This window comes from Litoreibacter sp., from assembly GCF_039974535.1.
GTDB lineage: Bacteria > Pseudomonadota > Alphaproteobacteria > Rhodobacterales > Rhodobacteraceae > Litoreibacter.
This window is the reverse complement of sequence record NZ_JBDWIU010000003.1, coordinates 248,355-275,109: the sequence shown is the minus strand read 5'-3', so window position 1 is coordinate 275,109 and position 26,755 is coordinate 248,355. Positions and strand designations below refer to the sequence as shown.

Sequence of the window (26,755 nt, the reverse complement as noted above, 5' to 3'; positions counted from 1 at the left end):
CAAGGAACCTCTAAAGCTCGACAATGGATCGAACATCGGGTCAGGTGATCAAGACAGATATGTTTCGCTTTTAAGAACAGGAACCTTTGCTATGCCAAACCAACCAGTTTCAGGAAACGACCTTGCACGATTTGCCGGACAAGGCACGTTTATGCGCCTTCCAAAGGTTGAAAGCGCTGCTGATCTGGATGTGGCCTTTGTGGGTATCCCTATGGATCACGGGTCCAGCTGGCGCTCCGGTACACGGTTCGGACCAGCACAAGTGCGCAATGAAAGCTCGATGATCCGTCCTTACGCAGTGCAAACTGGGGCCGCGCCGTTTGATAAATTGCAATGCGCGGATGTGGGGGATGTTGCAATCAATACCTTCAATCTTCGAGAAAGTATTTCAATTATATCAAACTACTACGATAACTTGTTAAAGAACGATGTTATCCCGATGAGCATTGGTGGCGACCACACCATCACGCTGCCAATCCTGCGTGCGATTGCTAAAAAGCATGGACCGGTGGGGCTTATTCATATCGATGCCCATGCGGATGTAAACGACGAGATGTTTGGCGAGCGTGAATGCCATGGCACCGTTTTCCGCCGTGCTTTTGAGGAAGGCTTGCTACGCCCAAGCGATGTATACCAAATTGGTCTGCGTGGCACCGGCTACACGGCTGAGGATTTTGACGAGCCGCGTGAATGGGGCTTCAACCTAACTTTGGCGCAGGAACTTTGGCATAAGTCTACGGCTCCCTTAGCGGCGCAGATCAAGGAAAATATGGGCGCAGGCCCTGTCTACATCACCTACGATATCGACAGCTTGGACCCCTCAATTGCGCCAGGGACGGGTACTCCAGAGATCGGCGGGCTTACAACTCCGCAAGCATTGGAGCTTATCCGAGGGTTGAGAGGGTTACCAATCGTAGGGTGCGATATGGTTGAGGTTGCCCCGCCTTATGACACGTCAGGCAATACCGCCCTGACGGGGGCGAACATCATGTTCGAGATGCTCTCTATTCTGCCCGGGGTGCCGTACCGCTAGTTTTCCACGATAAAGGCTTCACAAGAAGCTTACAGCAAAACCCTCAAACCTGTGATGGACATTTTTGAGCTATCGACATAGCTAGTTGTACCTAGGCGCTCCGTCTTGGCCATATGGTGGCTATGTGTTCGAGATTAGCGCGAAAAATTAAGAAAAATGGTTGTAGATCATGGCAGTAGGAATTTTTGACAGTGGGCTTGGCGGGTTGACTGTCTACCAACAAATCGCAACAGATATGCCCGACCTTCCGGTCTGCTACTTCGCCGATAGTGCAAACACACCTTACGGAGTTCGCACCGCCGACGATATTTACGAGCTGACCTGCAATGCCACTCAATCCTTGTTTGATGCGGGATGCGATTTGGTCATCCTTGCGTGTAACACTGCGTCCGCAGCCGCCTTGCGCCGGATGCAAGAAAGCTGGGTTCCAGCAGATAAACGGGTGTTGGGCGTTTTTGTCCCGATGATCGAGGCATTGACTGAACGCAATTGGGGCGACAATTCCCCTCCGCGGGAAGTGGATGTGCGCGACGTGGCCTTGTTCGCGACACCCGCAACTGTCGCATCAAGAGCCTTCCAACGTGAACTGGCTTTCCGCGCAATCGGGGTTGATGTCGAGGCGCAACCTTGTGGCGGAGTTGTCGATGCGTTGGAAGACGGCGACGAGATGCTGGCGGAGGCCTTGGTGCGCTCCCACGTGGATGCATTAAAACGCCGGATGCCAATGCCGCAGGCCGCAATTTTGGGCTGCACCCATTACCCGTTGATGCAAAAGGCGTTTCAAGCGGCCTTGGGGGAAGATGTGAAAGTCTTTAGCCAAGCTGATTTGGTGTCGAACAGCCTTGCGGATTACCTCAAGCGGCACCCCAACATGCTGGGCGAGGGGACGCAGACCAAGTTCCTAACCACGGGCGATCCCGCGCAAGTCACGGATCGTGCAACCCAGTTCCTGCGACGAAAGATCCAGTTTCAAGCGGCATGATTGCCGTACAGCGATCTTTCTTCTAAACAGCATTAAATCATATTGGAGTCTCCAATGACCCACAAAATCGCCATCCTAGGCGCGTCCGGATACACGGGCGCAGAACTTGTCCGATTGATCTCGTCTCATCCGTCCATCGAGATCGCCGCGCTGTCGGCAGACCGCAAAGCCGGCATGGAAATGGCCGATGTGTTCCCACACCTGCGCCACCTTGCCTTACCGACCTTGGTGAAAATCGACGCGATTAATTTCGATGACATCGACCTGTGCTTCTGCGCCTTGCCACATAAAACCTCACAAGAAGTGATCTCGAAGCTGCCCAAAACGATGAAGATCGTGGACCTGTCTGCAGACTTCCGGCTGCGCGATCCTGAGGCCTACAAAACATGGTACGGCAACGACCATTCCGCCGTCGACATCCAGCAAGAGGCGGTCTACGGCCTCACCGAGTTCTACCGCGACGACATCGCCAAGGCGCGCTTGGTGGCGGGCACGGGTTGCAACGCGGCGACGGGCCAATTTGCGTTGCGCCCTTTGATTGAGGCTGGAGTCGTTGATTTGGACGAGATCATCATCGACATGAAGGTCGGCGTGTCTGGGGCAGGGCGCTCGTTAAAAGAGAACCTGCTTCATGCGGAGTTGTCCGAAGGCAGCAATGCCTATGCAGTTGGCGGCACGCACCGGCACTTGGGCGAGTTCGATCAGGAGTTCTCGGCCATCGCAGGTCGCCCTGTTAAGGTGCAGTTCACCCCGCATTTGGTCCCTATGAACCGCGGAATTTTGGCGACGATCTACCTAAAAGGGGACGCGGCCGAAATTCACGCGACATTGGCCGGTGCCTATGGTGGGGAGCCGTTCATTGAAGTTTTGCCCTTCGGTCAGACCGGGTCGACCCATGATACGCGCGGGTCAAACTTCGTGCATATTGGCGTCACTGACGACCGTATTGAAGGCCGCGCAATTGTGGTCGCGACCTTGGACAATCTAACGAAAGGTTCATCGGGACAGGCGTTGCAAAATGCCAACCTGATGCTAGGTCTAGAGGAAACCGAGGGGCTGATGATGGCCCCCTTGTTCCCATAAAGGACGCGCTATGAAGGGTCTGAAGAAGCAACGCCGTATTCAGGTGATCGCGATGGCGGCGGTTGCCTTGGTCGTATCAACGGCATTGATTGGCTACGCGCTGCGCGACGGGATCAACTTCTTTCGCTCGCCAACGGAAGTGTCTGAGACGCCACCAAGCGAAAATGAGACCTTCCGCATCGGCGGGCTGGTTGAGATCGGTAGCCTTAAGGTCAACGCCTCTGAAGAAATCACCTTCAACGTAACCGATGGAAACGCGGTGGTGCCCGTAACATATACGGGCATTTTGCCGGACTTGTTTGAGGAAGGCCAAGGCATGGTCGGAACCGGAAATTACATTCAAGGCGTCTTTCAAGCCTCTGAAATACTTGCGAAACATGACGAAAATTATATGCCTGTTGAGGTCATTGATGCCCTAAAAGAGCAAGGCATTTACCAAGAACCGGACGCTACCTAACAGCGTCGTTAACCTATTTGAAGCAGCTTAGTCCCCGCGTTCCAGCGGAGGCTAACAATGCAGACAGTAGATGAAATCGCCCAAGATATCGTGCGCCGCGAAGGCGGCTATGTGGACGATCCTGACGATCCGGGTGGGGCGACGAACCATGGCGTTACCATCCACACAATGCGCAGGCTAGGTCTCGATCTGACACAAGATGGCCAGGTGACCCGCGAAGACGTGAAGGCGTTGACCTCGGCGCAAGCTGTGCAAATTTTTATCGATCATTACTACCGTGCACCGCGCATTGATGCGCTACCTGAACCTTTGCAGGCAACGGTATTCGATATGAACGTCAACGCAGGTTCCAACTCGATCAAAATATTGCAGCGCTTGTTGAACGATATGGGGCAAGTCGTGGCTATAGATGGCATACTTGGGCCACATAGTATCCGCGCCACTTATGCAGCCTATCACGATGCGCCGGATTTTATGGCGGACGCATACAGCATCGCGCGCCGTTCGTATTATTATGATCTCGCCGATCACAGACCAGCATCCCGAAAATATGCACGTCGCCGTGACGGAGGCAAAGGTGGTTGGATCAAGCGTGCTGAGGAATTCCTATCGCCACATTACCATCTGCCGATCTCAGATCATCGCAAGCGGGTGGCATCATGGGGTTGATCGCGAAGGTCCTACAAGGTGGTGTGAAGAGCGTGGCTGACGCCACCGTGGACGTCGCAGAGGTGTTTCGCCCCAACGCCACACGTCAGATGGAACTGGGTCATGAAGCCTACAAAGCAGTCTTGTCACAATACGGTCAGGAGTTTCAGCACGGGCGCACTGGATGGTTTGACGCATTTATGAACGGGTTGAACCGTTTGCCGCGCCCATTCTTGGCGTTGGGGACCATGGGGTTGTTTGTTTACGCGATGATCGACCCCTTAGGCTTTGCAGGCCGAATGCAGGGTCTAGCCTACGTCCCGGAGCCTTTATGGTGGTTGCTTGGCGCCATAGTCAGCTTCTACTTTGGGGCGCGGGAGTTGCACTACAAGCGGGGGAAGGTGGCACCACCGAAACCGGAACGGCCCACCAGCAACCAAGCGTTAGAGGCCTGGCGTTCAACCCGAGGCGGATAATTTTATGAGTGACGGCGCGTTTCGCTTTTCTAAACTGATCAGTTCGTTAATCTACATTCCAAACGAATTGGAGAGTTGCAATGCAATATGAGACCCTTCGACTAAAGGTCAGTAACGGTATCGCGGTGATAGAATTCACCCGCGACGAGATAATGAATGCCCTGAACACTCAGATGCGGGCAGAGATATTGCATGCGGTGAAAGACGCCGAGAAAAATGCCCGTGTGTTGGTCTTGACCGGCAAGGGGCGTGCATTCTGTTCAGGGCAGGACCTTGGGGATCGTGCCACTGTCGCCTCCACCGATTTGGAGCGAACTTTGCGGGACGAATATGTGCCCATGCTGATGGCGATCTACAATTGTAGCATCCCAACGATATCGGCGGTGAATGGTCCGGCAGCGGGGGCAGGGGCGAACTTGGCCTTGGCCGCAGATGTCGTGATCGCCAAGAAGTCGGCAGTGTTCTTGCAAGCCTTTACGCGGATTGGGCTGATCCCTGACGCTGGAGGCAGCTACTTCCTGCCACGCCAAGTCGGGATGGCCAAAGCGATGGGTGCTGCATTGTTTGCAGAGCCTATGACTGCAGACCAAGCCAGTGCGGCGGGGATGATTTGGGAGGCCGTTCCTGACGACGAATTTGAGCAACGCTGGAAAAGCCGTGCAGAGTTCCTCGCGAATGGCCCGACCGAGGCTTACAACCGTGTAAAGACAATCATCCGCTCTAGCTTTGACAACGACTTGGAAAAGCAACTGTTGCTTGAGGCCAAATTGCAGGGTGAATGCGGGAAGACACATGACTTCCGTGAAGGCGTGTTGGCCTTCCTTGATAAGCGGGCCGCCAATTTTGAAGGCCGGTAAGAACACGCTTCAAAACCCAAAGAAAAAGGCCACCCGCGAGGGTGGCCTTTTGTGTTTTAGCGGTTCTCGATGTCCGTGTAATCGCGCGCTGTATCGCCTTTGTACAACTGGCGAGGACGACCAATTTTCAGTTTCGGATCAGAGATCTGTTCTTTCCACTGGGAAATCCAGCCAACTGTACGTGCCAATGCGAAGATCGGTGTGAACATGGATGTTGGGAAGCCCATCGCCTCGAGAATGATACCCGAGTAGAAGTCGACGTTCGGGAACAGTTTCTTATCAGCGAAGTAAGGGTCCGCCAAAGCCTGCTTTTCAAGCTCCATAGCGACCTGCAGCAACGGGTTGTCTTCAACACCAAGCAGTTCCAAAACTTCGTCAGCGGATTGCTTCATCACAGTCGCGCGTGGGTCGAAGTTTTTGTAGACTCGGTGGCCAAAGCCCATCAGACGGTAGCTGTCGTTCTTGTCTTTCGCACGAGCAATGAACTCAGGAATGCGGTCAACAGTGCCGATTTCCTTGAGCATCTCGAGGCAAGCTTGGTTCGCACCACCGTGAGCAGGGCCCCACAGGCAAGCGATACCGGCCGCGATACATGCGAAGGGGTTCGCGCCCGACGAAGATGCAAGGCGCACAGTCGAGGTGGACGCGTTTTGCTCGTGGTCAGCGTGCAATGTGAAGATACGGTCCATCGCACGGGCAAGGATCGGGTCAACTTCGTAGTTCTGTGCAGGCACAGAGAAGCACATATGCAGGAAGTTCGACGCGTAATCCAGATCATTGCGTGGGTACACAAATGGCTGGCCGATGGAGTACTTGTAGGCCATCGCAGCGATTGTCGGCAGTTTCGCAATCAAACGGATCGCGGCGACTTCGCGCTGCCATTCGTCGTTGATGTCGGTGCTGTCGTGGTAGAACGCGGACATCGCGCCCACAACGCCAACAAGCGTCGCCATTGGGTGCGCATCACGGCGGAAACCACGGAAGAAGTTGTGCATCTGCTCGTGAACCATTGTGTGGTTCGTGACGCGGTTCTCAAAGTCTTCCAACTCAGTTGCGGACGGCAGCTCACCGTAGAGCAGCAGGTAGCAAACTTCCAAGAAATGCGACTTCTCGGCAAGTTGATCGATAGGATAGCCGCGGTGCAACAATTCACCCTTATCGCCATCAATAAATGTAATAGTGCTGTCGCAGGCTGCAGTGGACGTGAATCCCGGATCATAGGTGAAGACGCCGCCTTGGGCATAAAGCTTGGTGATGTCGACAACATCGGGTCCAGCTGTTGGGCTATGGATTGGTAACTCGATTTCCTTGTCACCAATAGTCAGTTTCGCTGATTTGTTGGACATACATTCACCTTTCGTGTGACTGGAGGCGAGCGCGGTCGCAACCTCCTGTTATATTTAGATTCGTCGTCACTATAGTTATAGATCAAACGTTCCTACCAAGAGGTGGCAGGGGGCAATTAAGTCGTAACAGCCGCTAGTCGTGCGAGTGTTTCGTCCCTTCCTATGATCATCATCATGTCAAAGACGCTTGGCGAAGTTGCACGGCCCGAAAGCGCGACCCGAAGGGGGCCAGCAAGTTTCCCAAATTTGAGATCTTGAGCTTCGGCGAACTCCATCACGGTTTGCTCTAGCGTCTCGCGGTCCCATTTAGCTGTTTGCAGCTGCGGCGTCAATTGATTCAGTATACCACGGGATACCGGGTCGAGCAGTTTCTCGGCCTTTTGATCACGCGTGAACGGCGGCTCGTCCAAAACAAATGCGAATTTATCGACCAACGCACCTACGGTTTTATCCGCTACGTCCAGCTGTGCAAAAGCGTCACCAAAAGCCTTGGCCTTTGCATCTGGCAACTGAGGTTCGCCCACAGCGCTCAGATAGTTTTGCACATCATTTACCATTGTATCAGAAGCACTCATACTGATCTGATGGCGGTTAATGTTTTCCATCTTCTTAAAATCAAGCCGCGCAGGTGCTTTTCCAACACCGTCGAAATCAAACCACTCCAAGGCTTGGTCTGTGGTGAAGACCTCATCATCGCCGTGGCTCCACCCCAGCCGTGCCAGATAGTTCCGCATGCCAGCAGGGGTATAGCCCATCGCCGCATATTCCATGACACCCAACGCCCCGTGACGTTTAGACAGCTTCTTGCCGTCCGGGCCATGGATCAAAGGGATGTGGGCGAATGTCGGCAAGGTCCAGCCCATCGCGGTGTAGATCATCGATTGACGCGCGGCGTTTGCTAGGTGGTCATCCCCGCGAACGACATGGGTCACGCCCATATCATGGTCATCAACCACAACCGCCAGCATATAAACGGGGCTACCATCCGAGCGCAGAAGAACCATGTCATCCAGCGCTTCTGCCTTCCAAGTCACATCGCCTTGCACTTGATCTTTGATGGTAATTTCGCCGGTTTTGGGTGCCTTGATGCGGACCACATATGGCAAGTCTGGGTGATCCGCCTGCGCCGTGTCTCGCCAAGGGGAGCGGTAAAGCGTCGATGTTCCCTTCGCCCGCGCATTTTCTCGGAAGTTTTCGATCTCGTCTTGAGTGGCGAAGCATTTGTAGGCCTTACCCGCCGCCAGCATCTCGCGGGCGACCTCAGCGTGGCGCTCGGCGCTTTCAAACTGGCTTACCGCATCGCCGTCCCAATCTAGGCCCAACCACGTCAACCCGTCCAAAATGGCTTGGGTTGCCTCTGGGGTGTAGCGGGCGCGATCTGTATCCTCGATCCGCAGGACGAACTTGCCACCACGCCCACGGGCATACAGCCAGTTGAACAACGCGGTGCGCGCGCCCCCAATATGAAGATAGCCGGTTGGCGATGGGGCGAAGCGAGTGACTACAGGGGCGTCTGTCATGGTTCAATTAACCTTTTGGAAAGCATGTTCGGGCAGCATCTGCCCTTGAAGGCTAGGCCAGACTGGCTGACCCATTTGCGATCAGGTTTAGGCAATTGACGTGATAGAGACAAGGGCAGGTGACCCCGATCAATTGTCCGGCCGAAAGCGGGTTTTCCAACTGATCAGCGATGACGTCGGGAAACAGCACAGGCATTTGTTCACATGGTCGCCTGTCGCATTCGGCATCGGCGTTGGGCTATACTTTTCTCTCAAGGGAGAGCCAGCTTGGGAAGCCCTCGCTGGGGCAGCGTTCATGGTTGCCTTTATGTGGGCATTTGTACTGGTCCGCGGATATGCAAGATCACGCGGTCTCATAGTAGTTGTTTGGGGCGTCAGCTTGGTCATTTCGGGCCTATGTGTTGCGAGCTTCCATTCACATCGCTTGGCCGCACCAGTTTTGTCCTACCGCTACTATGGCCCAATCGAGGGACGAGTGGTCGCGATCGACACCTCCGCATCACAAAAGCCCCGTCTGACGCTTGATCAGGTTAATCTCTCGCGTGTGCCGCCTAAAAGAACGCCCAAACATGTGCGTGTTTCGTTGCATGGCCCAACCCTGCCGATCCCAATTGGGCTGGGCGATTATGTGATGACGACGGGTCACCTTGGGCCGCCTTCGGGACCAGTGGAGCCAGGGGGCTTCGACTTTCAACGCCATCTTTGGTTTCAGCAAATTGGCGCTCTTGGATATACCCGTAACCCTGTACTTCGCTCAATGGACGCAAAGCAATCAAGTTGGGGGCTGGCACTACACCGCGTCCGACGGTCTTTGTCGCAAGGCATTCAAGATCGAATGAGCGCAACTGAAGGCCCCTTCGCCGCAGCTATCGTCACAGGGGACCGGTCTAGTTTGGATCAGAATCTGCTGGAGACCTTGCGGGCCTCGAACCTCGCGCATTTACTAGCCATCTCAGGGCTACATATGGGGCTTCTAACGGGGGCTGTGTTTTTCATTGTAAGGCTCATGTTGAGCACTGTGCCTAAGGCCGCAGTTCGGCTGCCTGTTCAAAAGATAGCAGCAATCTCCGCGTTAATCGCCGCCATTTTATATCTCGGCATCTCAGGTGCGAACGTCGCGACGCAACGCGCGTTCATTATGGTTTCGGTGATGTTACTCGCCATCTGTGTGGAGCGGCCAGCCCTGTCACTGCGTGCAGTGGCAATCGCTGGTTTGATCATCCTCGTCCTCGCCCCCCAATCCCTTGTGGGACCAGGATTTCAGATGTCCTTCGCCGCAACCACAGCCTTAGTCGCGGTGTTTGGTTATCTCAGAGATCGCGGCACCATGCTTGGCTTACCGCGCTGGATGAGGGGGTTTGTGGCCTTGCTGTTGTCTTCATTCATTGCAGGAGCCGCCACAGCGCCCTTTGGCGCCGCCCATTTCAATCAATTGGCGCATTACGGGCTACTGGCGAATTTATTGTCCGTGCCGGTAATGGGGTTTGTCGTCATGCCAGGCGCCTTGATTGCGGCTGTTCTGACGCCACTGGGGGGGGAGTACGCAGGCCTTTGGGTCATGGAACAGGGCCTGTCATGGATACTGGGCGTCTCGCAATTCGTGGCAAACCTAGATGGCAGCACAAGTGCCATCATAGCACCCAACCCATGGGTATTGCCGCTTATCTCATTGGGCGGATTGACGTTATGTATATGGCAAGGGGTAGGGCGCGTAGTGGGGCTCGTGCCAATCGCTTTGGCCTGTGTGCTCTGGGTCAAACAAGAACGCCCCATTGTCCTTATCGCAGAGAGTGGCCGCCTGATTGGTATTTTGAAAAACGGTGTACGCGGGTTGAACAAACCCAAAGGAGACGGGTTCGCAGCCCGCGTTTGGCTGGAGAATGATGGGGATAAGTCGGATCAAGCCCAAGCCGCAGCGCGGTCAGGGTTCGAGGCTAATCTGTTAGAAGTAAACCTGTCGGGGCAACGTTTTGGATTTAACGCCGCAAATCCGGATAAGATCGACGAAATTGCCTACTGCGCAGAGTTTGATCTGGTCATTCTACCACGGGTAGAGACTGAGCTGCCAAATGGATGCGAGGGTTGGACTGCGCTTGATTTCAAAACCCATGGCTCCGTTGCTATATACTTGGAAAATTCAAAACTCAGACATGAGAACAGCCGATCGCGGCAAGGCGACCGGCTGTGGGTGGCAAAGTGAAATCACTTAGTAAGAGCGGATAAGTCCGACCAAGCGTCCCTGAACTTTCACCATATTGTCCGGCAAAACGCGGGTCTCATAGGCGGAGTTGGCAGGCTCCAGCGCAATGGAGGAGCCGTGACGGCGGAAGCGTTTCAGCGTGGCCTCCTGATCCTCGACCAAAGCAACAACGATATCGCCGTTATTCGCGGTAATTTGCTCGCGGATCACAACGACATCACCGTCGTTAATTCCGGCCTCAATCATCGAGTCGCCTTTGACTTCCAGCGCGTAATGGTGACCAGCCCCCGCCATCATAGATCCCGGAACAGCCACGTGATGCGATATCTCGCTAATCGCCTCAATCGGCGTACCCGCTGCAATTCGGCCCATCACTGGCACTTCCATGGCGTGCACTGCCTCAAGGGCGACGGCGTTGGGATTGGGGGCAGGGCGGTCGCCCTCAATGACCCGTGGCTTAAAGCCGCCGCTGTCGATGGCATCTGGCAGCTTAACGATTTCCAAGGCCCGCGCCTTATGGGCGAGGCGCTGAATGAAGCCACGTTCTTCTAGCGCGGTGATCAAACGGTGAATGCCGGATTTGGAGCGCAGGTCCAACGCGTCCTTCATTTCATCAAATGAAGGTGGCACGCCGTCGCGTTGAATGCGGGTGTGGATGAATTTCAACAGGTCTAGCTGTTTCTTCGTCAGCATTGTCTTAGAACTCCCTGATACCGACGCATAAATCGCGCCATGTTCTCCAATGTTCTACTGCTGTTCTCGCTTTGTGTCAACGCCTAGAGGGTTATGACCTCTACCAGCTCCCCAATTTGGCGTGCTGGATCATTGGGCGGACGCACAATCAGGGCGTTGGCGCTGGCCAAAACACTTAGGAGCGAGCTGTCTTGGCGCTCAAATGCTGTGACCGCACCGTCCGCAATAACCGCGCGCATGTAATGCTCACGCTGTTTGTTGGCGCCCATGGGTTGAGCAAGTGGAACGAATACCCGTGCGCGTGGGCCTGCGGTCAGACCAAGGAAGCGATCAATCAGCGGGCGGATAAATATCTCGCCGCACACCATGGAAGACACCGGATTACCCGGCAGCCCAACCATCGCCATACCATCAATCTTGCCCGCCATCAGCGGCTTTCCGGGGCGCATGGCAACTTTGTAGAACTCGCGCTCTAGGCCAAGCGAGCCTGCGACCTCCGCCACAATATCGTGGTCACCCACGGACGCGCCACCGATGGTCACCAAAAGATCAGCGCCCTTGGCCAAGGACAACGCCATCTCAAGCGATGCGGGCGTGTCTTTGGCGATGGGCAGAATACGCGCCTCGGCCCCTGCACGACGAAACATCGCGGCAAGGCCCAAGGAGTTAGACGCGATTATCTGGTCGTCGCGCGGTGTCTCGCCCGCTTGCACCAATTCATCCCCCGTCGCGATGACGGCCACGACAGGCCTGCGCCGCACGGGAACGTTGGCGATGTTCATAGAGGCCAACAAAGCCACGTCAGATGGGGTCAGCAGCCGAGGGGCGGAGATCGTGTCGCCGAATTTGAAATCCCCACCGGAGGGGCGAATATGGGTCCCCGCATCCACGTTTGCGCGCAGGGTGATCGTGTCGCCGTCACGGATTACGTCTTCTTGGATGATGACTCGCGTTGCCCCTTCGGGCAGCGGCGCACCTGTGAAGATACGAACTGCTTGGCCTGAGGTGACGGCGCTGTCAAAACGGTGCCCCGCGGCGGCCTCTCCGATCACGGTGAAACTGTCGCCTTGGGCGGCGTCCGTGGTCGGTATAGCGTAGCCGTCCATGGCTGAGGCCGCAAAGGGAGGCTGCTCGCGGGTGGCAGTCACATCTTGGGCCAACATGCGCCCGTCGGCTTGTATCAACGGCACCATTTCAATGTCAGTGGGCGTGCCGAGCTTGAGAACTGCCCTTAGGGCCTCAGCCACCGAAATCATCCGCGTGGTGCCTCGAACAGACCCGACTTGCCGCCTTCTTTACGCACCAAGCGAATGTCGCAAATCTCCATGGTTTTCTCGGCGGCCTTCACCATGTCGTAGACTGTCAGCGCTGCGGTGGAGACGGCAGTGAGCGCCTCCATCTCGACGCCGGTTTGGCCGGTGGTTTTCACCGTGGCCTCAATCCGTATGCCGGGCAGTGACGCATCTGGGATCATCTCAACGGCAACCTTGGTGATGGGCAACGGGTGGCACAGCGGGATCAGATCGGAGCACTTCTTAGCCCCCATGATCCCAGCCAAACGCGCCACGCTCAGCACATCACCCTTCTTAGCGCGCCCTTCGGTGATCAAGGCGAAGGTTTCGGGCAGCATCTTCACCCAACCTTCGGCCACCGCCACGCGCGACGTCACCTCTTTGTTCGACACATCGACCATATGGGCATGGCCGTCACCGTCAAAATGGGTCAGCTCGGGCATCTTAAAGACCACCTGCTTGGGGTTTGTCGCTCAGGATGTGGCGCGTCGCGGCGGTCACATCGTCTTGGCGCATCAGGCTTTCACCGATCAGGAAGCTGCGCGCGCCATAGCGGGCGAGATCGGACAAATCACTTGGCTCAAACAATCCGCTTTCGGCCACGATCAACTTATCCTCGGGAACCAGACGCGCCAATTCGCGGGTGGTGTCCAAGGTGACATCAAAGTTGTGCAAGTTGCGGTTGTTGATCCCCAACAGGGGACTTTTCAACATCAGGGCGCGTTCCAACTCTTCTTTGTTGTGAACCTCGACCAAGACATCCATGCCCAGCTTGATCGCGGCCGCTTCAAGCTCATGCGCCAAGGCGTCGTCCACGGAGGCCATGATGATAAGAATGCAGTCGGCCCCAAGGGCGCGGGCCTCATAGACTTGGTAGGTATCGTAGAGGAAATCCTTGCGCAGAACTGGTAGATCGCAGGCTTCACGGGCGGCGACCAAGAACTCGTCCGCGCCTTGGAAGGACGGCGCATCGGTCAAGATGCTCAGGCAGGTGGCCCCGCCGTCGGCATAGGCACGGGCCAAGGCCGGCACATCAAAGTCTTCGCGGATTACACCTTTCGATGGGCTGGCTTTCTTGATCTCGGCTATCAGCGCATATCCGCTGCGAGCGGCTTCGCTTAGAGCCTTGGCAAAGCCACGTGGGGCAGGGGCGTTGGCGGCGTCTGCTTCCACCTGCTCAAAGCTGCGTTCCGCTTTGCGAGCGGCCACTTCTTCAAGTTTGTAGGCTTTGATCTTTTCTAGAACGGTTGGGGTGCTCATACGGCCTCCGAAGTGAGTTTGGCCAAGGCATCCACCTTGGATTTGGCAGCGCCGCTGTCGATGCTTTCGCGGGCCATCTCAACACCCTCAGGCAAGTTGGCGGCTTTCTCGGCGACAACTAAAGCGGCGGCGGAGTTCAACAATACTGCGTCACGGTAGGCCGACGCCTCTCCGGCGAGCAACGCACGGAACGCCACCGCGTTTTCCGCAGGGGTGCCGCCGATGATGTCCTCAAACGGGTGCGGCGTCAGGCCCGCGTCTTCAGGGGCCACTTCCATGTCGTGCACGGTGCCGTTTTCCAGCACAGCCACTTTGGAGGGCGCAGAAATCGCCAGCTCGTCCGTGCCGTCGCCGCCGTGCACCAGCCATGCTTTCTCGGAGCCAAGGGCCAACAAAGTCTCGGCCATGGGGCGGATCAACTCGGCGGAGAATGCTCCCGTCAGTTGGCGCGTCACGCCAGCGGGGTTGGTCAGAGGGCCAAGGATGTTGAAAATCGTGCGCGTCCCAAGCTCTGCGCGCGTTGGCATGACATGGGCAATCGCGGGGTGGTGCATTGGCGCCATCATGAAGCCGATGCCGATGTTTTTGATCGCCTCGGCCACCACGTCGGCACCAACCATGACGTTGATACCCATTTGCCCAAGCGCATCGGCGGCACCAGACTTGGACGATAGATTGCGGTTGCCATGCTTGGCGACAACAACGCCGGCACCCGCGACAACGAAGGCCGTCGCAGTGGAGATGTTCAGCGTACATTTGCCGTCGCCGCCGGTACCGACGATATCCATCGCACCTTCGGGGGCTACGACCGCATTGCATTTGGACCGCATCACCGCAGCAGCAGCGGAGAATTCATCCACCGTCTCGCCGCGAGTACGTAGCGCCATCAGCAAACCGCCGATCTGGCTTGGCGTGGCTTCGCCGTTAAACAACACCTCAAATGCGACCTCAGCTTCACTGCGCGTTAAAGCACGATCAGCGGCGATCCCGATGAGCGGTTTTAAGCTGTCGCTCATGCTGCTACTCCGGCTTTGTTGGGCAGAATATCAAGGAAGTTCTGTAGCATCTGGTGTCCATGCTCAGACGCGATGCTTTCCGGGTGGAATTGGACCCCGTGAATGGGCAGTTCGCGATGTTGCAGGCCCATGATGGTGCCGTCTTCCAAAGTGGCCGTGACCTCCAATTCGTCCGGCAGGCTGTCGCGCTCCACCACCAATGAGTGGTAGCGCGTGGCTTCAAACGGGGAAGGCAGGCCCTTGAAGACCGATTTGTCCTCGTGGATGTAGCGGCCCATCTTGCCATGCACGATCTCGGAGTGGCGCACGACCTTGCCGCCAAAGGCCTCGCCAATGGTTTGATGACCCAAGCACACGCCAAACAGCGGCGTCTTGGTTTCTGCCGCCGCCGCTGTAAGCGCCAGACAGATGCCAGCATCGGTGGGCGTTTTGGGGCCAGGGCTAAGCACAATCCCGCGCGGGTTTAGACCCATCGCGGCCTGGACATCGATCGCATCATTGCGCACAACCTTCACATCCGCGCCCAACTCTCCGAAAAAATGCACCAAGTTATAGGTGAAACTGTCGTAATTATCGATCAATAGCAGCATCATCTTACCCTTTGCTCCGAAAGAGCTTTCCAGTGCCTTCCGTGTCGAGGTATAAATGCTCAGAGCTACGGGCTGGGGTCAAGGCCGCTTATGACGGGTGATCTTAAACAATAGGGGCGAAAACGTCTCAAAATAGGCCTATGCTTTGAGGAAACACAGGCAATTGGTCGGGCGAGGATCACAGCGATGGTTAAAGGTATTGGTGCAGGACTAGTTTCTGGCGGATTTGTAGGCACGGTCGTTATGGCCATGTTGTCTCTATACGCGCCGCTTGCGAAAGATCCGATTGCGTCGGCTCCGGTGGTCGATGTCGAGACCCAGCAGTCCGAGGCCGTCACGCCGGAGGCCTCAGGCAAAAATGCGGCACCTGAGGCAAACCTCAGCGAAACTGTAGCCGCAGAACCCCAAGACAATACCGCGCCCGTCGTAGCTGCAGACCTTGCGGAAGCGAACCCTGCGGACGTGCCAGAGGAAGCAGAAGTGGTTGAGGCTGAGGTCGTCGAACCCGAAGTAACTGCATCCGAAGCGGACACAGCCCAGGCCGCTGCGCAATTGCCAACCCTAGAGGGCAGCCCATCGGTCGAAGGCGCCGATAGTCCAACGGCTGAAATTGCCAGCTCCGATGCGCGAGCGTCCGGCCTGTTGTCAGACACTCCCTCCGTTCAAGCCGAGACCGGCGACGAGATCGTGGTCGCACGTGCTGATCCAGAATCTGCGCCTGCGGCAGTCACTGAAACCGATGAGCAAACGACCGCAGCACAAAGCGCCCCAAGCACTGAGGTAACCGGCAGCACAGTCTCGCCGACAGTTCAGCCAAGCGCGCTAGAAGCGCCCACAGTCATTGGCACGGAACAACCGGCGGAAGAAACCGCCGCAGCACCAAGTGCACCAAAGCTTCCCACAATCACGACACCTGATGTCATTGGCGGGGCCGAGATCGCCTCCGCTGATACTCCGATCACGCTCCCGACCGTGGATTCCAGTGTCGTGACCAACCGTTTGCCAAGTATCAATGGCGCAGGGGCGCCTGAGCCCGAAGCGCCATCTGACACTTCCACCATTTCACCTGAAGCCGATGTCGACCTTGGGGCATTGCGCACCTATGGCACCACGGTTGAGGGAATTGAAGGCAAGGCTCTGTTTGGCGTTATCTTGATCGACAGCGGCGAAGATGGCATCCCGCGCGAAGACCTGTTGCAGCTTTCGGTGCCTGTTACCATTGCGATTGATCCAACAGCGGATAACGCCCAAGAAATCATGGAAGCCTACCGAGGCGCAGGCATCGAGATCGTCGCAATCGCGAATGAGTTGCCCACGGCATCATCGCCAAGTGATGTTGCTGTCGCCGTGGAGGCCTATTTTACCAATCTTCCACAGTCGGTTGGCATCATGGACCCCTTAGATGGCCGCATTCAATCAAACCGGAGCTTGCTGCAACCGGTACTTGGCGCAATTCGCAACAGTGGCCACGGGCTGATCACATACGACCGTGGGTTAAATACGGCCCAGCAGGCCGCACGTCGCGAGGACATTCCTGCGGCCACGGTTTTCCGCGTGCTCGACGCCGATCTGGAAGAGGGTCCCAAGATCAAACGCTACCTTGACCGCGCTGCATTCAATGCCAACCGTGATGGGAAGGTCGTCGTCGTGGGGCGCAGCTATCCTGAGACCGTGAAGGCCATTGTTGAATGGGTTCTTGAGAAGAAGGAATCCGGCATAGCAATGGTCCCAGTTTCTGCGGTGATGCTGGCAGATGAAGCCCCTTAGGTGATCAGGAACTCATAATAGTTCTTTTTTCAGCTCAAAGAATGCAATGAAACTTGGGGGGGTATTTTCGAGTTGCGCAGCCAAGTTTCCTTTTTGGCAGCATAGACATTCCTTCAAACACCAATGAGAAAGCCGACATTCATCATGTGATGCTTAGTTGGCCGCGGTGCGGGACTTAGCGACTATCGGCTCTCATCCCCTGAGTGACTGCTATACGTACCAGAACTTTGAATGGCGAAAATTACTTGCTCTGCGCCAAATCTTTGAAGCCGTTTCAATTCTACCATTTTGAGGTGTTCTAACAGCCGACATGATGCAAGGTTCGCACTTTGCGTTTCAGCAATAATTCGATCCTGCCTTGAACCGGTAAGTGAGTGCTGAACCACGCAGGCTGTTGCTTCCCGAGCAAATCCGTTGCCCCACCCCTCTGGATGAAATTGGTATGAAATCTCATAGTCCTTACCATCTTTGTGAGGACTTAAATCGATCAACCCCACCGGTTTACTATACTGTCGGGTCTGGACGATCCAAATACCTACGTCTGCTGGACTGCACAGATAGGACCGGAAGCATGGAAGTCTTTGCTTCCAAGGCACCGGACCTCCAAGAAATCGCCGAACTTCCTGGTTGCCGACTAAGCGGTAAAAGAACAAAACGTCTCGTGCCAAGAGTGGGCGCAGAATGAGTCTTGGGGTCTCAAGGTATTGCGAAATATACATGCCAAAGAGACTATCAGCGAACGAGCTAACTCAAAAGATCGGACATTCGCGGCGTTGCAGAAATTCAGCAAAATGGGCTCAAACCTGCCGTTCGCTATACTAGACACCAACGACCGCTGACAGCTCGAGCGGGGTCAAAGGAATGTCAATACTGCCAGAAAGGAATAATATCGGGTCCTTACTACTAGAGCTTCACCGCATCTCAGCTATTGCCGCCCTTTAGGAATAGCCCCGCTTCCCGCGCGGCCATGCGCAAGGCATTGGACTTATTGACGGTTTCTTCAAACTCGGCCGCCGGATCGCTGTCATACACAACGCCGCCGCCAGCTTGCACGTAAAGCTTCTCGTCCTTGATCACGCCAGTGCGCAACGCGATGCAGATGTCCATGTCTCCATTGGCTGAGAAATACCCGCAGCCACCGCCGTAGACGCCACGCTTCTCTGGCTCCAGCTCGTCGATGATTTCCATCGCGCGGACCTTTGGCGCGCCAGACACTGTGCCCGCAGGCAGGCCAGACAGCAGGGCAGACAATGCATCTTGGTCTTCGGCCAACTCACCCGTCACATTGGAGACGATGTGCATCACGTGGCTGTAGCGCTCGATGATGAACTTCTCGGTTGGTTTGACGGTGCCGATCTTTGAGACTTTGCCCGTGTCATTGCGACCCAAATCCAGCAGCATCAGATGCTCGGCCAGCTCTTTTTGGTCAGCTAGAAGATCTTCTTCTAATGCGAGGTCTTCCTCAGGCGTGGCCCCGCGTTTGCGAGTGCCTGCGATGGGGCGGATTGTAACTTCGCGGTCAAACACGCGGACTAGAATTTCGGGACTAGCGCCGACGATCTGGAAGCCACCCATGTTGAAGTAAAACATAAATGGCGAGGGGTTTGTGCGGCGCAACGCGCGGTAGAGCGAGAAGGGCGGCAGCGGGAAGTCTTGCGTCCAGCGTTGCGAAGGCACCACTTGGAAGATGTCGCCTGCGCGGATGTATTCCTTGGCCTTCTCAACCGCGCCAAGATAGCCGTCGTAGGTGAAGTTCGACACGGGCTCTGACGTGGTTTCTTCTTGGCCCAAATCGCGGGCTTCTGTGGGAACGGGGCGGTCCAGATCGCGAACCGCATCCATGACGCGCTCTGCGGCTTGCGCGTAGGCTGCCCGTGCGGATTGCCCGCCTGATGCCCACGCGGGGCTTACCACGATCACTTCGCCTTTGACGCCGTCCAGCACCACCACAACGGAGGGGCGTTGCATGATTGCGTCGGGCAGGCCAAGCGGGTCGGGGTTTACATTCGGCAGATGCTCCACCAAGCGGATCATGTCGTAGCCCAAATAGCCAAACAACCCTGCGGAGGCCGCTGGTAGACCGTCAGGTAAATCGATGCGGCTTTCGGCCAAGACTTCACGCAAGGCCGTGAGCGGATCGCTTTCACATGGCTCAAACGCTTCACGGTCAAATCGCGCGGAGCGGTTCAGCTCGCTCGTCTCACCGCGACAACGCCAGATCAAATCCGGCTTCATGCCGATGATGGAATAGCGTCCGCGCACTTCGCCGCCAGTGACCGATTCCAGCACAAAGCTGTCGGGCTGGGCTGCCGTGAGTTTCAGCATCAAAGACACAGGCGTATCTAGGTCAGCGGCCAGTCGCGTATAGACCACCTGATTTTCGCCAGCGTCAAACCGTTTGGCGAAATCGTCATATTCGGGAAACAGCTTCATAGGTTAATGAATACTCGCGTTCACGGCGTTGATGGCCACTTGATCCAAGCTAAGCCCGTGGCGCGTTTGAACGCTTTGCCCGTAAAACTCATACACGTCAGCGGCCATACCGGCGCTGCCTTGTTGGGACAGCTGTGTCAGGAATGTTTGCGCCTCATCAGTGGTGAGGTCAGGGGCGGAGATATCCAGCAACTTGACCAACATCGTGCCATCGTCGGATGGGATGATAACCGTCTGCGGGGCATCTTTGATGTCAAAGACCCCAACCAACAACGCGCCAGAGACGCCTTCCACAAACTCCGTGCGGCCACGGTCTGTTTCGGTTCTAGCTGTCAGGCCTAAGTCTTCCATGGCTTGACCGGAATCTACCTTGGCCTTCAGCTCTTCACCCATTTGCGTCAAACGACGTTGGGTTTCGCTGACGTTCCAAGCAGCCACAACGTCTTCACGGATGTCTGACAATGGCGGGACTGTTGGGGAGACGACCTCTTCCAAACGGGCGGCGAAGATGCCTCCGTCGGATAGTTCACGGGCCTCGGGGAAGTCGCCTTCGTTCATGCGGGCAACTTCCTCACGGAAATTATCGTATCCAGCAATCCCATCCGTCAAACCAGCAGAGAAATCGATCTGGGCGAACTCCAAATCGGTGTCCTCGCCCAGCTCTTCCAAGGTAGCACCGCCAGCCAGCAGGTCGTCGACTTCGTCCAAGCGGTTCAAAACCTCGCGGCGCGCTTGATCAGCGGTTGCTTGTTCAACCAATTCGTCACGCACATCTTCAAAGGTGATCTCACGTGCCTCAAGAACAGCGTTGATACGGTAAAGGGCAGGGCCCAAAGATGTCTCAACCGGTGCCGAGATACCTGGCTCAGTCAGCGCAAATACAGCATCCGCTATAGGGCCATCCAAATCGTCACGTGCCAATTCGCCTTGGTCGACGTCATCCAACGTCAATCCGCGCTCTGTGACAAGCTCATCAAAGGTCACTTCGCCCGCATCCAATTGGGTTTTTGCAGCCTCGGCGGCGGCTTGGTCAGCAAAGCCCAAACGCTCAACAATGCGGCGTTCGGGTTGGTTGAACTCGTTGGAGCGTTCTTCATAGAGCGCGCGCAATTCGTCCTCGTTCGGCGTGATGCTACCTTCGAGCATAGTCGGCGTTAACCAAGCGTAACTGACCTTGCGGATCTCAGGAGTTTCAAACTGCGCTGCATTCTCGGAATGGTACTCGCTCAGCTGCGCGTCCGTAGGCACTGCGTTGGGTGTTTCCAGCAGGTCCTCACTCAAGGTTGCCCAACGAAAGGAGCGGCGCTGGCCAAGGTAGCCATAAATCGTCTCGGCGTACCCGTTGTTAACGGTCAAACCACCAGTGACTGATTGCTGCAACAACTGGCGTGCTGCGGTCAGGCGAAGGGAATCCTCAAACTCGGCAGGGCGGGTCTGGTTGCGTTCCAGCGCAAACTCATAGCTTTCGCGATCAAACGTACCACTGGGGCCTTGGAATGCAGGTACTTGTTGCAGCTGGCTCAGAACTTCGTCATCGCCTACCGATATGCCAAGGACACGTGCTTCTTCGCTAAGTGCGGCAATGCCTGCGATGCGTTCACGGGCGCGGACGTCCAGCCCTTCTTGCAAAGCAACTTGCATGGAAACCCGTTGCTGACGGCGTTGCGTTTCCAGGTTCATTTCCTGCTGCAAGCTTTGCTGGTATTCTTGGACGGTAATTGGGGTCTCCCCAACGCTGCCGATGGTGGTGATATTGCCACCTAAGCCACCCGCGCCAAAGCCTGCAAGGCCCAAAACCAAAAGGAGCAAAATGCCCCAAACCGCAATGCGCGACGCGCTAGATTTGCCTGACTTGGCCATGTCTTACCTTCCCAGAAGAATACCCGTTAAAACCTGTTAGACCGTTGCAAAGAGCGGGGCAAGCGGATCACAGGGTTTCCATGCGTTCAAATAACTGTGCAATGCCCTGTGCGTCGATATTTGCAAAGGCTATGCGCAAGGATTTGTCCCCTGACGGATCCCCTTCCGGCACAAACATTGTACCCGGCAGACACAGAACGCCAATATCATGCACCATACGTTGCGCCAGAAGGTCTGAGCGCTCATCAAACGGATGGGTCACATACGCGAAGTAAGCGCCATTGCCCTGAATCTTCCAGCCCTTGGCAGCCAATTTAGGGAAATGTGCGTCAATCGCCGCGCGTCTTGCCAAAATTTCGGAACGCTGCTCGCCGAGCCATTCCTCAAGATTTTGCATCCCCCAAAGGGCGGCACGCTGGCCTAACTGATTGGGGCAGATCGCAACTGTGTCGAGGAATTTTTCGGCCTCCGCCATGCGCGCCATTGAGGTCACCATGGCCCCGACGCGGTGTCCGGTCAGCCGGTAGGCTTTGGAGAAAGAGTAGAGCTGGATGAGCGTTTGCTCCCAATCGGGGCGCGTGAACAGATCATGTGGCGCATCTGTTCGGCTATCAAAGTCGCGGTAGGTTTCGTCTACGATCAGTGCGATCCCGCGCGTCTGACACAGATCAAAGAAGGCGCCCAACAGCTCGGAAGGATACTCAACACCACCGGGATTATTAGGCGATACCAATGCGATGGCCCGTGTTTTAGATGTAATCAGCGCCGCAGCGGCCTTAACATCGGGCAACAATCCATCGCCCGTTTCTAGCGGCGTCGCGGTGATCGCGCCCATATCAAGCCACATCTTGTGGTTGAAATACCAAGGGGTCGGGAGGATCACCTCGTCGCCAGCGGCGCATAAGGTTGAGATGATCGCCGCAAAAGCTTGGTTGCAGCCCGATGTAATGGCGACCTCGGCCTCGACGATGTCGCCGCCATAGGCCACATTCCACTGGCTTGCGACTTCGGCGCGAAGGTCCGGCAAACCCAAAACCGGCCCGTAGAGGTGAGTTTCGTCGTCTTCCAGCACAAACTGCGCCATTGCCTCGCGCAAAGCAGTAGGGGGCGGATCAACTGGGGCCGCTTGCGATACGTTGATCAACGGACGATCAGCGGGGAATTCAACCCCTTCAATCCAGCGACGCGCCTCCATGACCGGAGGAGGAAAAGTCGCCATGATATTGGGATTAAACTGCATAATAATAATATTGCCTTACAGCTTGGGGTTCACTCGCCTCGGTAAGGCTTCACGTATTGCATGGCCATGTCCCACGGGAAGAAAATCCACGTATCCTGAGAGACCTCGGTGATAAACGTATCAACCTGCGGGCGGCCTTTTGGCTTCGCGTAGACCGTTGCGAAATGGGCCTTGGGGTACAGGCTGCGCACGATTTCCAGGGTTTTACCACTATCGACCAGATCATCGATAATCAGAATGCCCGTGCCATCGCCCATCAGCTCGTCATCCGGCTTTTTTAACACCGCGGCATCGGATTGCGTTTGGTTGTCGTAGGACTTCACAGAGATTGTATCGACGATGCGAATATCTAACTCGCGTGCCGCAATCATAGCCGGAGCCATCCCACCACGGGTAATCGCAACAACCGCACGCCATGCGCCGTCATCCGGCCCGTGTCCGTCCAAGCGCCAGGCCAATGCGCGGCTATCGCGGTGGATTTGATCCCAGCTGATGTGAAAGCCTTTTTCGTGGGGCAAACGGTCGTTCATGGGATGGGCTCCAATTAGGTAGCGGCGATTTTCACGCCTAGAAGGGCCAACAAACCACCAAAGCAGCGGTCGAGGCGAGATTTGAGACCAAGGTAAGCCTTGCGGCTCCGGTCAAACGAGAACAGGCGCGCAACGAAGACGTTCCACAGCGTGTCGTTAACAAAGACGAGCGCTAAGATGACGCCGTACACCCAAACAGGGGCGCTTTCTGGCACGGTGCCAAGGAAGATCGCACTGAACATGATCGCAGGTTTGGGGTTGGCTAGCTGTGTGATCACACCAAGTCGAAAAGCCGACCAGTCACTTTGGGGCAGGGCGGCGGCGTCATCCTGTTCAATCGGCGCATCCGCGCTTTTCCACATCTTCCACCCAAGCCACAACAGATATGCGCCGCCGGCGATCTTGAGTGACCAAAGCAAGGCTGGAGCCGCTTCAAACACAATCGCCAAGCCAAATAGCGCGGCGGCCGCCCAAATCACGGCGCTCACGCCTATTCCTATGGCGACGAATAAGCCCGCCCGCATGCCTTGCACCACGCCGACACGCGCCGACATCAGGACCGATGGTCCGGGGCTGATTGCAGCGAAGAGGTGCAACAACCAGATGGTGAAAAGGGCCGCAAAGCTCATCTATTGATCATTTCGCTATGTCTGGCGCGTCCACGGCCTTCATGCCGACGACATGATATCCCGCATCCACGTGCAGAACTTCGCCGGTGACTGCAGATCCCAGATCAGACAGCAGGTACAAGGCGGATTTACCGACTTCTTCTTGCGTTACGGTACGGCGCAACGGCGAGTTGTATTCGTTCCACTTCATAATGTAGCGGAAGTCGCCAATGCCAGATGCGGCCAGCGTTTTAATAGTACCCGCCGAGATGGCGTTGACGCGGATGTTGTCTTTGCCCAAGTCCTCGGCCAGATATTTAACAGACGCCTCAAGTGCGGCTTTGGCCACGCCCATGACGTTGTAGTGCGGCATGACTTTCTCAGCACCGTAGTAGGTGAGCGTCAGCATGGAGCCGCCTTCAGTCATCATCTTCTCGGCGCGCTGTGCAACGGCGGTGAAGGAGTAGACCGAAATGTCCATCGACATGCGGAAATTTTCGGCGCTGGTGTCGACGTAGCGGCCACGCAATTCGTTCTTGTCGGAGAAGCCGATGGCGTGGACCACAAAATCAAGCGTGCCCCAGTCCTCCTTCAATGTCTCAAACAACGCATCGATCGAGGCACCATCACCTACGTCGCAAGGCAGCACATGTTTGGCGCCAATGCTATCGGCCAAGGGACGAACGCGCTTCAACAACGCATCCCCTTGATAGGAGAACGCGATTTCAGCACCCTGATCCGCACAAGCTTTCGCAATTCCCCACGCGATGGACTTGTCGTTTGCCACCCCCATGATCAGGCCACGCTTGCCCGCCATCAATCCATTAGACATAAAGTTCCCCGAGACCACTTTTGTTATATTTAGGTCGGTTTAGGCCAAAGCAATCGGTGCTTCAAGCCGCACGAGACAGAACCGCGATATAACTGTGCGAGCAGAATACCGCTCAATCCCCCCCAAATAACCATTAGTTTCCCAAAACACGTAACGGAAATTCCAGAATCGCGGAAACCGCTGTTGAGACCTTAAAATATGCGCGGTAAGTCTGTTTTGCACGTATGGGAAAGCGCACTATGATCGACAGAACAGGAAAATTTGAGGGAGATGACCCGTTTGAGATTTCCAGACAATGGCTGAAAGAGGCCGAGTCAACGGAACCGAATGATCCAAATGCAATCGCCTTGGCGACTGTCGACAGCAACGACATGCCAAATGTTCGCATGGTTCTGCTCAAGGATATCGAGGATGATGCCTTCGTATTCTACACCAACTATGAGAGCAGCAAGGCCCGCGAGTTGGATGCCACGAAGAGCGCTGCATTTGTCATGCACTGGAAGTCGTTGCGCCGGCAGGTCCGTGTGCGCGGTGTGGTAAGCCGCGAAGAAGGGCAATTGGCGGATGATTACTATAAATCACGATCCCTCAAGAGTCGTTTAGGCGCATGGGCATCACAGCAATCTCAACCATTGGAGTCGCGCGCGACCTTAATGGCCGAAGTCGCAAAAGTGACTGTAAGCAAAGGGCTTAATCCCCCACGCCCCCCTTTTTGGGGCGGCTTTCGCATTCACCCCGTGGAGATCGAGTTTTGGGCCGATGGCGCTGCACGGTTACATGACCGGTTTCGCTGGGAGCGAGATAGTGCCGACGAGCCTTGGAAAATCACGAGGCTAAATCCATAAGCTTTGATAATATAAAGGTAATTGACGTACATGCCCCGATCACAGGGGCAGGAAACCCTTACCTATCTTGAAACCACACTATGTGAGAACGTACCTTAATACTTAGTTAGGGGGCTCCATGGGCAGTCTTGGAGGCGTTGGAAAATTCGACGCAATTTTGATGACAACAGAGAATGAAGTCGCTGACGCCACAATTTTTGTGGTCGGTCAGGTTAAGTGGTTCGATGCGGTGAAGGGCTTTGGCTTTGTCGTCGCTGATGAAGGTGGGCCCGATATTCTCCTGCACGCCAATGTCCTTCGCAATTTTGGACAGGGCTCCGTAGCGGATGCCAGCAACGTTGAGCTGCGCGTCCAGAAAACTGAACGTGGCTTGCAAGCCGTAGAGGTTCTATCGATTACACCTCCGGCGTTGAAAGATCATGAAGAAGGCATCACCGAAGCCATTAGCGGGTCACAAGACGTTGATCTGATCCCCGCGCGGGTGAAATGGTTTGACAAGGGCAAGGGCTTCGGATTTGCCAATGCCTATGGATCAAACAACGATATCTTCCTTCACGTCGAAGTCCTGCACCGCTGCGGCCTTGCCGACCTTCTTGCAGGAGAGGCTATCTGCATTCGCGTCGTCCATGGCGACCGCGGCGATATGGCCGCTGAAGTACATGCATGGGATCATGCGATTACAAACACATAGAACCACTATAACTGCTGCGCTGTTCGCTTCCCTTTTCACGGGGGCCAGCTTTGCAGAGAGCTGCGATCATGACCATGTGAGCATTCGCGGCGACTTCGGGTCTATGAGTTTTCGCATCGAGATAGCTGACGACGTTCAAGAACGCGCCTTAGGCTTGATGCACCGTGAAAGCATGCCGACGCTGTCGGGGATGCTGTTTGTTTATGATCGCCCACAGCCACTTTCGTTTTGGATGCGCAACACACTGATTCCCCTCGATATGATTTTCGTCGAGCCAAGCGGAAGAATCGCCAAAATTCACCCCAATGCCGTGCCACTCGACGAATCTGCGATTCATGGCGGGGACCATTTAACCCATGTTTTAGAAATTGGCGGTGGTTTGGCAGCTAAATTTGGCATTTCCGAAGGCGATATCCTTAGACATTCGAGCTTTAATCAAAATGAAGCGCTCTGGCCCTGCGGTTAGGGGTTTTCAATCGGAGAAACTGGGGTTAGG

General features: G+C 55.7%; 26 protein-coding genes. 12 read left to right on the top strand and 14 right to left on the bottom strand.

The window, feature by feature from the left end:
* Positions 1–91: 91 nt before the first annotated feature.
* The 7 genes from speB to ABJN86_RS02420 all read left to right on the top strand — a co-directional run bounded on the left by speB (position 92) and on the right by ABJN86_RS02420 (position 5,536).
* A complete protein-coding gene (gene speB, locus ABJN86_RS02450) occupies positions 92–1,033 on the top strand; it encodes an agmatinase (protein ID WP_348364267.1) in 942 nt (313 codons plus the stop codon).
* A gap of 169 nt (positions 1,034–1,202) precedes the next feature.
* On the top strand, positions 1,203–2,015 hold the full coding sequence (locus ABJN86_RS02445) for an aspartate/glutamate racemase family protein (RefSeq protein WP_348364268.1): 813 nt from the start codon (positions 1,203–1,205) through the stop codon (positions 2,013–2,015).
* Positions 2,016–2,069: 54 nt separating this feature from the next.
* On the top strand, positions 2,070–3,098 hold the full coding sequence (argC, locus tag ABJN86_RS02440; protein ID WP_348364270.1) for an N-acetyl-gamma-glutamyl-phosphate reductase: 1,029 nt from the start codon (positions 2,070–2,072) through the stop codon (positions 3,096–3,098).
* 10 nt (positions 3,099–3,108) lie between these two features.
* On the top strand, positions 3,109–3,555 hold the full coding sequence (gene ccmE / locus ABJN86_RS02435; protein ID WP_348364272.1) for a cytochrome c maturation protein CcmE: 447 nt from the start codon (positions 3,109–3,111) through the stop codon (positions 3,553–3,555).
* A 57-nt stretch (positions 3,556–3,612) separates the two neighbouring features.
* The gene (locus tag ABJN86_RS02430; protein ID WP_348364274.1) at positions 3,613–4,224 is read left to right on the top strand and encodes a holin-associated N-acetylmuramidase; all 612 of its coding nucleotides are present in this window, start codon (positions 3,613–3,615) and stop codon (positions 4,222–4,224) included.
* A complete protein-coding gene (locus ABJN86_RS02425; RefSeq protein ID WP_348364275.1) occupies positions 4,215–4,679 on the top strand; it encodes a holin family protein in 465 nt (154 codons plus the stop codon). The genes ABJN86_RS02430 and ABJN86_RS02425 overlap by 10 nt, the downstream gene beginning before the upstream one ends.
* Before the next feature lie 80 nt (positions 4,680–4,759).
* Complete coding sequence (locus ABJN86_RS02420; RefSeq protein WP_348364277.1) at positions 4,760–5,536, top strand: enoyl-CoA hydratase-related protein; 777 nt, start codon at positions 4,760–4,762, stop codon at positions 5,534–5,536.
* A 56-nt stretch (positions 5,537–5,592) separates the two neighbouring features.
* Here the strand turns inward: ABJN86_RS02420 and gltA are convergent, their stop codons facing one another.
* Positions 5,593–6,882 (bottom strand): citrate synthase, encoded by a 1,290-nt coding sequence (gltA, locus tag ABJN86_RS02415; protein WP_348364279.1) that lies wholly within the window; start codon positions 6,880–6,882, stop codon positions 5,593–5,595.
* A 116-nt stretch (positions 6,883–6,998) separates the two neighbouring features.
* Positions 6,999–8,402, bottom strand: a complete 1,404-nt coding sequence (gltX, locus tag ABJN86_RS02410) for a glutamate--tRNA ligase (protein WP_348364280.1) — start codon at positions 8,400–8,402, stop codon at positions 6,999–7,001.
* Between the two features lie 100 nt (positions 8,403–8,502).
* On the opposite strand from gltX, the gene ABJN86_RS02405 reads away from it, so the two are divergent.
* Complete coding sequence (locus tag ABJN86_RS02405; RefSeq protein WP_348364282.1) at positions 8,503–10,602, top strand: ComEC/Rec2 family competence protein; 2,100 nt, start codon at positions 8,503–8,505, stop codon at positions 10,600–10,602.
* 6 nt (positions 10,603–10,608) lie between these two features.
* On the opposite strand, the gene lexA is transcribed toward ABJN86_RS02405, so the two are convergent.
* The 6 genes from lexA to ABJN86_RS02375 all read right to left on the bottom strand — a co-directional run bounded on the left by lexA (position 10,609) and on the right by ABJN86_RS02375 (position 15,453).
* Entirely contained in the window at positions 10,609–11,295 is a 687-nt protein-coding gene (lexA, locus tag ABJN86_RS02400) for a transcriptional repressor LexA (protein ID WP_348364283.1), read from the bottom strand.
* An 83-nt stretch (positions 11,296–11,378) separates the two neighbouring features.
* Positions 11,379–12,551 carry a gephyrin-like molybdotransferase Glp gene (glp, locus tag ABJN86_RS02395; protein ID WP_348364285.1) on the bottom strand — a complete coding sequence of 391 codons (1,173 nt, stop codon included), beginning with the start codon at positions 12,549–12,551 and terminating at the stop codon, positions 11,379–11,381.
* Positions 12,548–13,030, bottom strand: coding sequence for a cyclic pyranopterin monophosphate synthase MoaC (gene moaC, locus ABJN86_RS02390; RefSeq protein ID WP_348364286.1), 483 nt, complete (start codon positions 13,028–13,030; stop codon positions 12,548–12,550). Before moaC ends, glp begins: the two co-directional genes overlap by 4 nt.
* Position 13,031: 1 nt before the next feature.
* The gene (gene trpC / locus ABJN86_RS02385; RefSeq protein WP_348364288.1) at positions 13,032–13,847 is read right to left on the bottom strand and encodes an indole-3-glycerol phosphate synthase TrpC; all 816 of its coding nucleotides are present in this window, start codon (positions 13,845–13,847) and stop codon (positions 13,032–13,034) included.
* Positions 13,844–14,863, bottom strand: coding sequence for an anthranilate phosphoribosyltransferase (gene trpD / locus ABJN86_RS02380; RefSeq protein ID WP_348364290.1), 1,020 nt, complete (start codon positions 14,861–14,863; stop codon positions 13,844–13,846). The genes trpC and trpD overlap by 4 nt, the downstream gene beginning before the upstream one ends.
* Positions 14,860–15,453, bottom strand: coding sequence for an aminodeoxychorismate/anthranilate synthase component II (locus ABJN86_RS02375; RefSeq protein ID WP_348364291.1), 594 nt, complete (start codon positions 15,451–15,453; stop codon positions 14,860–14,862). The genes trpD and ABJN86_RS02375 overlap by 4 nt, the downstream gene beginning before the upstream one ends.
* Positions 15,454–15,639: 186 nt before the next feature.
* On the opposite strand from ABJN86_RS02375, the gene ABJN86_RS02370 reads away from it, so the two are divergent.
* The gene (locus tag ABJN86_RS02370) at positions 15,640–17,220 is read left to right on the top strand and encodes a divergent polysaccharide deacetylase family protein (protein ID WP_348364293.1); all 1,581 of its coding nucleotides are present in this window, start codon (positions 15,640–15,642) and stop codon (positions 17,218–17,220) included.
* A 921-nt stretch (positions 17,221–18,141) separates the two neighbouring features.
* On the opposite strand, the gene trpE is transcribed toward ABJN86_RS02370, so the two are convergent.
* From trpE to fabI, 6 genes are all read right to left on the bottom strand, one after another.
* Complete coding sequence (trpE, locus tag ABJN86_RS02365; protein WP_348364295.1) at positions 18,142–19,653, bottom strand: anthranilate synthase component I; 1,512 nt, start codon at positions 19,651–19,653, stop codon at positions 18,142–18,144.
* A gap of 3 nt (positions 19,654–19,656) precedes the next feature.
* Complete coding sequence (locus tag ABJN86_RS02360) at positions 19,657–21,513, bottom strand: peptidyl-prolyl cis-trans isomerase (RefSeq protein WP_348364297.1); 1,857 nt, start codon at positions 21,511–21,513, stop codon at positions 19,657–19,659.
* 67 nt (positions 21,514–21,580) lie between these two features.
* Positions 21,581–22,759, bottom strand: a complete 1,179-nt coding sequence (locus tag ABJN86_RS02355; protein ID WP_348364670.1) for an aminotransferase — start codon at positions 22,757–22,759, stop codon at positions 21,581–21,583.
* Positions 22,760–22,782: 23 nt separating this feature from the next.
* On the bottom strand, positions 22,783–23,283 hold the full coding sequence (gene gpt / locus ABJN86_RS02350; protein ID WP_348364299.1) for a xanthine phosphoribosyltransferase: 501 nt from the start codon (positions 23,281–23,283) through the stop codon (positions 22,783–22,785).
* A gap of 14 nt (positions 23,284–23,297) precedes the next feature.
* Positions 23,298–23,912 carry a LysE family translocator gene (locus ABJN86_RS02345; RefSeq protein WP_348364300.1) on the bottom strand — a complete coding sequence of 205 codons (615 nt, stop codon included), beginning with the start codon at positions 23,910–23,912 and terminating at the stop codon, positions 23,298–23,300.
* A 7-nt stretch (positions 23,913–23,919) separates the two neighbouring features.
* Positions 23,920–24,723, bottom strand: coding sequence for an enoyl-ACP reductase FabI (fabI, locus tag ABJN86_RS02340; protein WP_348364302.1), 804 nt, complete (start codon positions 24,721–24,723; stop codon positions 23,920–23,922).
* Positions 24,724–24,962: 239 nt separating this feature from the next.
* Between fabI and pdxH the strand changes: the two genes are divergently transcribed.
* The 3 genes from pdxH (at position 24,963) to ABJN86_RS02325 (ending at position 26,725) form a co-directional block, all read left to right on the top strand.
* Positions 24,963–25,568: a pyridoxamine 5'-phosphate oxidase gene (gene pdxH / locus ABJN86_RS02335; RefSeq protein ID WP_348364303.1), complete on the top strand. Its 606-nt coding sequence runs from the start codon at positions 24,963–24,965 to the stop codon at positions 25,566–25,568.
* A gap of 160 nt (positions 25,569–25,728) precedes the next feature.
* Positions 25,729–26,259, top strand: coding sequence for a cold shock domain-containing protein (locus ABJN86_RS02330; protein WP_348364672.1), 531 nt, complete (start codon positions 25,729–25,731; stop codon positions 26,257–26,259).
* Positions 26,240–26,725: a DUF192 domain-containing protein gene (locus ABJN86_RS02325; RefSeq protein WP_348364305.1), complete on the top strand. Its 486-nt coding sequence runs from the start codon at positions 26,240–26,242 to the stop codon at positions 26,723–26,725. The genes ABJN86_RS02330 and ABJN86_RS02325 overlap by 20 nt, the downstream gene beginning before the upstream one ends.
* Positions 26,726–26,755: the final 30 nt, after the last annotated feature.

Bases quoted from the DNA above. Each gene is read 5' to 3' on its own strand.
- ccmE (WP_348364272.1), top strand. From the start codon at position 3,109: ATGAAGGGTCTGAAGAAGCAACGCCGTATTCAGGTGATCGCGATGGCG.
- trpD (WP_348364290.1), bottom strand. From the start codon at position 14,863: ATGAGCGACAGCTTAAAACCGCTCATCGGGATCGCCGCTGATCGTGCT.
- ABJN86_RS02430 (WP_348364274.1), top strand. From the start codon at position 3,613: ATGCAGACAGTAGATGAAATCGCCCAAGATATCGTGCGCCGCGAAGGC.
- trpC (WP_348364288.1), bottom strand. From the start codon at position 13,847: ATGAGCACCCCAACCGTTCTAGAAAAGATCAAAGCCTACAAACTTGAA.
- ABJN86_RS02360 (WP_348364297.1), bottom strand. From the start codon at position 21,513: ATGGCCAAGTCAGGCAAATCTAGCGCGTCGCGCATTGCGGTTTGGGGC.
- ABJN86_RS02375 (WP_348364291.1), bottom strand. From the start codon at position 15,453: ATGCTGCTATTGATCGATAATTACGACAGTTTCACCTATAACTTGGTG.
- gltX (WP_348364280.1), bottom strand. From the start codon at position 8,402: ATGACAGACGCCCCTGTAGTCACTCGCTTCGCCCCATCGCCAACCGGC.
- ABJN86_RS02330 (WP_348364672.1), top strand. From the start codon at position 25,729: ATGACAACAGAGAATGAAGTCGCTGACGCCACAATTTTTGTGGTCGGT.
- pdxH (WP_348364303.1), top strand. From the start codon at position 24,963: ATGATCGACAGAACAGGAAAATTTGAGGGAGATGACCCGTTTGAGATT.
- gltA (WP_348364279.1), bottom strand. From the start codon at position 6,882: ATGTCCAACAAATCAGCGAAACTGACTATTGGTGACAAGGAAATCGAG.
- ABJN86_RS02370 (WP_348364293.1), top strand. From the start codon at position 15,640: ATGGTTAAAGGTATTGGTGCAGGACTAGTTTCTGGCGGATTTGTAGGC.
- moaC (WP_348364286.1), bottom strand. From the start codon at position 13,030: ATGCCCGAGCTGACCCATTTTGACGGTGACGGCCATGCCCATATGGTC.
- fabI (WP_348364302.1), bottom strand. From the start codon at position 24,723: ATGTCTAATGGATTGATGGCGGGCAAGCGTGGCCTGATCATGGGGGTG.
- ABJN86_RS02445 (WP_348364268.1), top strand. From the start codon at position 1,203: ATGGCAGTAGGAATTTTTGACAGTGGGCTTGGCGGGTTGACTGTCTAC.
- glp (WP_348364285.1), bottom strand. From the start codon at position 12,551: ATGATTTCGGTGGCTGAGGCCCTAAGGGCAGTTCTCAAGCTCGGCACG.
- ABJN86_RS02325 (WP_348364305.1), top strand. From the start codon at position 26,240: ATGCGATTACAAACACATAGAACCACTATAACTGCTGCGCTGTTCGCT.
- ABJN86_RS02420 (WP_348364277.1), top strand. From the start codon at position 4,760: ATGCAATATGAGACCCTTCGACTAAAGGTCAGTAACGGTATCGCGGTG.
- ABJN86_RS02345 (WP_348364300.1), bottom strand. From the start codon at position 23,912: ATGAGCTTTGCGGCCCTTTTCACCATCTGGTTGTTGCACCTCTTCGCT.
- speB (WP_348364267.1), top strand. From the start codon at position 92: ATGCCAAACCAACCAGTTTCAGGAAACGACCTTGCACGATTTGCCGGA.
- ABJN86_RS02425 (WP_348364275.1), top strand. From the start codon at position 4,215: ATGGGGTTGATCGCGAAGGTCCTACAAGGTGGTGTGAAGAGCGTGGCT.
- gpt (WP_348364299.1), bottom strand. From the start codon at position 23,283: ATGAACGACCGTTTGCCCCACGAAAAAGGCTTTCACATCAGCTGGGAT.
- lexA (WP_348364283.1), bottom strand. From the start codon at position 11,295: ATGCTGACGAAGAAACAGCTAGACCTGTTGAAATTCATCCACACCCGC.
- argC (WP_348364270.1), top strand. From the start codon at position 2,070: ATGACCCACAAAATCGCCATCCTAGGCGCGTCCGGATACACGGGCGCA.
- trpE (WP_348364295.1), bottom strand. From the start codon at position 19,653: ATGAAGCTGTTTCCCGAATATGACGATTTCGCCAAACGGTTTGACGCT.